Below are 5,559 nucleotides of genomic sequence, written 5' to 3'. Positions count from 1 at the left end.
CCGGGGACGCTTGGGTCAGCAACTTGGACAATAGGGATGGAAAATGATCGTGACTCTGTGTGCAGATGGTAGCTGGCGGGTCGAGTTGCTGCTCGCCGTGTTCATCTCGTGGCGGGGCGCGGTTAGAACTCGATCGCCCTGGAGTCACACCCTGATGTGCTATAACGGGCCCAAAGAAACACGATACTGTGGAGCGTGGTGTGGTCGGCAGCGTGGGAGCCCAAGCTGACAGGGGCAGCACGATGGTGGCCTGCCTGGTGGCCTACCTATGGTCCCTCGCGTGGCTGCTCACGAGCAGCTGCAGCGCCTACGACGAGCGGCTGCTGGGCGACGCCTGGCAACTGGGCGACTGCCGCTACTGCGCGCTGCCCAACGCCAGCACGCGCTGCTCGCATGGTTTGTGCATGCTTGCCGTCTGCGATCCTGGATGGGGCGATTGCGATGGCGACACGGGCAATGGCTGCGAGACGCCCATTAATTCTACGATCAACTGCGGCGGCTGTGGAGTTTCGTGCGTCGCGCAATCGGGTACGACCTCTTGCGACGCTGGTCGCTGCGTGATCACAGGCTGCGATCCCGGGTACGGAGATTGCGATTTCGATCCAACGAACGGATGCGAGACCTCCCTTATGACGCCTTGGAACTGCGGATACTGCGGCCGGCTGTGCTTGCGACCCGATGGCTCGGGTTCGTGCTCCGGCGGCGTGTGTACCGGGGCTGTGTGTCTCCCGGGCTGGGCCGACTGCGACGCCGACGGTTTCTGCGAGACTGACCTGACAACGTCGCAATTGCACTGTGGTGCCTGTGGAGCAGCCTGTTTCCCGCCTGGGGCCGCGGCAGCGGTTTGCGAGGCGGGCAGGTGTCGGGTGACGCAGTGCTTCGCCGGCCTTGCCGACTGCGACGGAGCGCATTTCAACGGCTGCGAGACGCTCCTCAACACGGTTGCCGACTGCGGCGGTTGCGGAGATCGCTGCGGCTACCCAAACGCCCTCGCTGGCTGCCGTGCTGGTGTGTGTGCGATCGAGATCTGCACACCAGGCTGGGATAACTGCGATGCGATCATGAACAACGGCTGTGAGTCCTTCTTGAACACTCCCGAGCACTGCGGTGCCTGCGGTGCTCGCTGCAGCAACTGCGTGCATGGCCAATGCCTGTGCACTCCCAACTGCCTCGGCCGTGCCTGCGGGCCTGACGGGTGCGGCGGAACCTGCGGCGAGTGCGCCCCCGAGCAGACCTGCGTGCAAGGCGTGTGCGGTCAGGGGGTGCTGTTCAGCTGGACGCTAGCCAACGACTGTGCGCGGGGCAGGATTCGATTGCGGTTTCACGACATGACGAACAGGGCCGACGTGTGGCCTTCGGCGACCGGCGTGTGGCGGCTGCAGGTTGGACGCGAAAGAACCTTCAGCTTCCACTGTGCCCCGGGGGCAGAGATATGCCTGGGCGCGCGCAACCCAACCACGGCCTGGGGAGTGGGCCTGGACGGAACGCTGATCCCCGAGCCGATCTACTGTGCGACCTGCGGCGCGGGTCACCCCCGGTTGGAGCTTGGCTGCGGCGAGCGCAGTGTAGTGGGGCCCACGAGCGCTCAACCGCTACCTGTTGGCGCGAGGGTAGAGAGGATTCTTCAATGATTCCGGAGGATCGGCGGCTATCCCATGTAGGACAATCGCAGCCGCGTCGGGCGGTTCGGCTCGAAGTGGGCCCCCCTGAACCCGCGCCCTTTGGGCGGGGCAGCCTCAGTGCAAGAAAAGCGCGAGCCGTGGCGTTCGAGGCTGCTGCGCCGAGCTCTGGCGCAGTTCGAAGGCCGCTCGCTGGCGGGGGCTCAATGCCAGCACGCCGTCTCCAATCTTGCCGTTCCGAATAAACGAACCCGGTTTCACGCCACGTTCGAGCAGCAGGGCCGTGGCGTGATCGAAGAAGCTCTCTCTGTTCTTCATGGCCGTTATGTCGCTCTGCTCGAGCACGCTGCGGCGCCGCTCTTCGCCGGGGTGACAGTCGAGGAAGGTCTCGAACCTCTCAACGCACGCCTGTCGCGACTTCACGAGCTGTTCATAGCTCACGATGAGCACGTCTGGATCATCGCCGTGCGCGCGCCATTCTGCCACGTGATCAAACCAGGAACCGTACTGCAGCTCGCCGCAAAGGAAACGATCGAAGAACTCTTCGAAGGAGCCACGGAAGCCCAGATAGGCTTGATACAGGTGGTAGTACGAAGCCGCAACGTCTCGACCGTCGCGCTGCACGTACACATAGCGCGCACCGTCGGGCAGCCAGGCTCGAGGTAAGTGCGTCTTGATGACGCGGGGGTCGTCAAAGCGCTCGAAGTCCTCTGCGGCGAGCTCGCCAGTCGCGAGCTGACGCTCGAACCACGGCGCCAGCTCCGACACATGCGCTGCCGCTGCGGAGCCGCGCCCGTGGGTCATGAGGTAGATCATCCACTGCGCGACGGTGTTGCCTGAACGCGGATAGCTGGCGACGAAGATGTCACTCGGGCGCGCTCGGTAGGCGCGCCGGCCCTTCACGTAGCGGGCCGTGCGCTGCGCATCCTCGAGCGCGGGTAGGAGGCGGTCGAGCGCGGTGCAGGCAAATTCGAGTAAGCGGTCTTTCGCACAGGCCACGCTGGCCACGCTGGCGCGCATGCCCCGCGCCCGTGCGGGTCTCATGAGCCGGACGCAGGGGTTATGTGCACCCTAGTCCCCTTTCGGCTCCAAACGCCATGCCAGCCGGCTGGCAAGTCCGGCTCGACCCAGTGCCAAAGCCAGCGCGCATCGCCAGGCGGAAGGTTGGTGCAGCCGTGGCTGCGCACGTTGCCGAACTCGTTGTGCCAGTAGGCTCCGTGCAACGCGAAACCATCGTGGTAGTACATCGTCCAGGGTGCCTCCTCGACCTCGTAGTATTTCACATCGGGATCGGGACCACTCATGGTGATCGAAATGTGCTTCTCTCGAATACGGAAGGTGCCGGGCGGCGTATCGTTCGGAGGCTTGCCGCTCGACACCAGCGTTGCGTACACAGGTCGATCGTCCTCGTACGCGACAAGCGTCTGCTCCCCCAGATCGATGTGAATCCACTTGGTCTGTCGGGGGATCGCTGCTGGCCGGGCAATCCTGCGCGCAATCCGAACGGCCTCGCGCCCTACCAGGTGCCCTCCGTCGCTGACAAGGTACTCGCCGCTTTCGTCGAGGAAGGTTTCCGCGACGTGGAAGCGCGCGAACTGCTCCGCACGGCCTTCGTCACGCGTGCCGCCAGGGACTTGCCGGCGCACGACCGCAGACTTCAGATGCACGAAGGCGAGCGGAAGCGCGCGCGCCGAGCTCAGCAGCTCGCCTCGCATTCGCGCGGCCGGCAGCTGCTGCAGATCGCGGGTGCGCACCACCCGCCCGCGCACGGTTTGCACGAAGCCGCGCTGCTCTGGCTTGCTGTCGCTCGGAAACGCGAGAAAGTAGGCGCCATCCATGATCGTGGAAACCACGTCCGGCAGCTTTGCATGTTTGGCGCCTTGAATCGCTGTCTGAGCGCTGCGTTCCTCGCTCGGGGACGGGCGCCTGTAATAGCGGGGTGCGCCGCGGACCGCCTTGGCGTATCGGTACGGCAGGCTACGGCTGACATCGGGAACTGCGCTCTGTAGCTCGGGTCGATAACGCGAGCTCACATTGAAGCCTTGTCTAGTGCAAACGTACCCGCGTGGTACCACCTGGTACCAGCGGCCTCCTTTGCAGCCGGAGCCCGGCTCGTGCGAGCGAATACCTACGCTCGTGCCGCGCCGCACTATGCCCGCCACCAACGAGTTGTCGCGAGGCCGCCGGAAAACCAGGCCCTCGAGGTGGAAGGCCTGCGCGCGCAGCCTTTGGTCGTTGGGAGGCAGCAGCATCCTGGGCACGACGGCGGGGGGCCACGGACCGGGCTTCGGTGCTCGCAGCTGCAGCGGCGCTGCCCTCGACTCGGGGTCGGCGCCGGCCGGCTCGGCCGGGGGCCCCGCCGTGCCCGCGTGACGTCCCTGCACGGGCCGCCACTGGGTCAGCGTCAACGCGGCTGCAAGGACGGTCAGCGTGCCCGCCGCGGCCGTCAAGGCCCATCGCTTATGGAGCCCGCGACGCAACCCAAGGAGCGCTTGAACGACCGGTGCGCTTGGCCCGTCTCGAGCCCCGGAATTTGTCAACGACCACGGATTCCAGCTCGGCACGGCCATTCCTACAAAAGCCTGCAACGGTTACCAGTCTCCGGGCAAGATGTCGACCATCGAAGCTTGCACACGGTTGTCTTCGAGGCCAACACTTGCTAGCTAGTGCCCGGCCTTATCTTCCGGCCGCACCCTAGGCAGTTGCAGGACATGATGCGCAGAGATTCGCTTCCGAGCCAGCACGGCTTCGCAGAGGGTTCCTCCGGCCGTGTGCGAGCGCTGCGCGGCTTGCCCTACCTGCAGCCGCGCCTCAGCTGCCTGATTCAGCGACAGGAGCTGTTCGCCCGCAACTCGCACACAGTCGATCCCGATCCCGTGCCAATCTTGCACACAGCGGACGCTACCTGGTTCGGGGTCGGGCTCGTGCAACAGAGCGCGCCCGCGCTGCTGCCGCTCGACGTCCTCGTCATGATTCTGGCTCAGGAGTTGCTGCGCCGGGAGCTGGGTATGGCCCACAGCTTTGTGCTGATCGCGGACAGCAATGCGCTTCGCGCGGGTGCCAGTGAGCTCGGGGTTCGGCGCGCTGCCCAACGAGTCGAGTCGGTACTGGGCCGGTTGATCGACCATCTGGGATTTCCCGCGCGCACGCTTCGAGCCTCCGCGCTGAGAATCCCCGAGACGCTGCGCCAGCATTCGTGCACGCAGCTAGCCCGCATCGGGCTCGAAGTGGGTGACCGATCCGGGCTACAGCGGTCAGCCTACGTGAGCGAGCAGCTGGCACAGACCGAGGCCATGCGACGCGCCGGCGCGCGCGTGAAGCTCGGCTGGACGCTGTCCGCGGCGTGCTGGGATGAGCGCTACTTCGACGGTTTGTATCGCCGCTGTTTCGGCACGCGGGGGGTGACCTTCGTGTACACGATTGGAGGGCGCAGGCTCGACGCTCGCCGCCCGCGCGCTTGCCCGTACCTCGAAAGCGAGGCCACGCGGCGCCTGGTTTTTGGGCCGTCAGAGCAGGTCGCCGATAAGCTCGCGGCCCATCGAGACTCGCCTGCCGGCCGCGGCTACCTCAGGCTGCTTGGCAAGATCGAACGTGCCCATCGCACGCTCACCGGCCGCGGGTCTCCTTGTGCGGAAGCGCTGGCTCAGCAACTGGTGAACATCGGCAGCGCTGGCGAGCGCTGAGGCTCGCTGGTGGTACCCGTTCACGGGGTGACCACGCTTGCAGGACAGCTTCCCAGGCGGTCTTCCGGGCGGCTTTCGTCCTCGTCCTCGCCTGCGCTGCGCTGATTCCAACCGCAGCCGAGCAGTACTCCTCGGGCGATTCCTGCGGGCGCGCTCGCCCAGAAGACCGCATGAAAACCCGATTGACTGGGGCAGCCGCATGCGCTGCATTTCCTCGGTTCGCCGACACGCCATCCGACCCCGCGGCGCTGCGCCAT

At 65.8% G+C, this 5,559-nt stretch carries 5 protein-coding genes; 2 read left to right on the top strand and 3 right to left on the bottom strand.

Annotated elements, in window-relative coordinates; all coding sequences use genetic code 11:
* Positions 1–242: 242 nt before the first annotated feature.
* The gene (locus tag MJD61_01220) at positions 243–1,631 is read left to right on the top strand and encodes a hypothetical protein (GenBank protein MCG8553901.1); all 1,389 of its coding nucleotides are present in this window, start codon (positions 243–245) and stop codon (positions 1,629–1,631) included.
* Positions 1,632–1,736: 105 nt separating this feature from the next.
* On the opposite strand, the gene MJD61_01215 is transcribed toward MJD61_01220, so the two are convergent.
* Both MJD61_01215 and MJD61_01210 read right to left on the bottom strand, forming a co-directional pair.
* Complete coding sequence (locus tag MJD61_01215) at positions 1,737–2,663, bottom strand: sulfotransferase domain-containing protein (protein MCG8553900.1); 927 nt, start codon at positions 2,661–2,663, stop codon at positions 1,737–1,739.
* Positions 2,660–4,069, bottom strand: a complete 1,410-nt coding sequence (locus MJD61_01210; GenBank protein ID MCG8553899.1) for a L,D-transpeptidase — start codon at positions 4,067–4,069, stop codon at positions 2,660–2,662. Before MJD61_01210 ends, MJD61_01215 begins: the two co-directional genes overlap by 4 nt.
* Positions 4,070–4,330: 261 nt before the next feature.
* On the opposite strand from MJD61_01210, the gene MJD61_01205 reads away from it, so the two are divergent.
* The gene (locus tag MJD61_01205; protein ID MCG8553898.1) at positions 4,331–5,302 is read left to right on the top strand and encodes a hypothetical protein; all 972 of its coding nucleotides are present in this window, start codon (positions 4,331–4,333) and stop codon (positions 5,300–5,302) included.
* A 20-nt stretch (positions 5,303–5,322) separates the two neighbouring features.
* On the opposite strand, the gene MJD61_01200 is transcribed toward MJD61_01205, so the two are convergent.
* Positions 5,323–5,559, bottom strand: a 237-nt coding sequence (locus MJD61_01200; protein MCG8553897.1) for a hypothetical protein, incomplete at its 5' end; no start/stop codon positions are given.

The organism is Pseudomonadota bacterium (genome assembly GCA_022361155.1).
Classification (GTDB): domain Bacteria; phylum Myxococcota_A; class Polyangia; order Polyangiales; family JAKSBK01; genus JAKSBK01.
The sequence above is the reverse complement of the archived record's forward strand: the minus strand, read 5'-3'. Positions and strand labels throughout refer to the sequence as shown.

What these genes read in the sequence shown, in the direction of transcription:
- MJD61_01215 (MCG8553900.1), bottom strand. Translation starts at nt 2,663, where the DNA reads ATGAGACCCGCACGGGCGCGGGGCATGCGCGCCAGCGTGGCCAGCGTG.
- MJD61_01205 (MCG8553898.1), top strand. Translation starts at nt 4,331, where the DNA reads ATGATGCGCAGAGATTCGCTTCCGAGCCAGCACGGCTTCGCAGAGGGT.
- MJD61_01220 (MCG8553901.1), top strand. Translation starts at nt 243, where the DNA reads ATGGTGGCCTGCCTGGTGGCCTACCTATGGTCCCTCGCGTGGCTGCTC.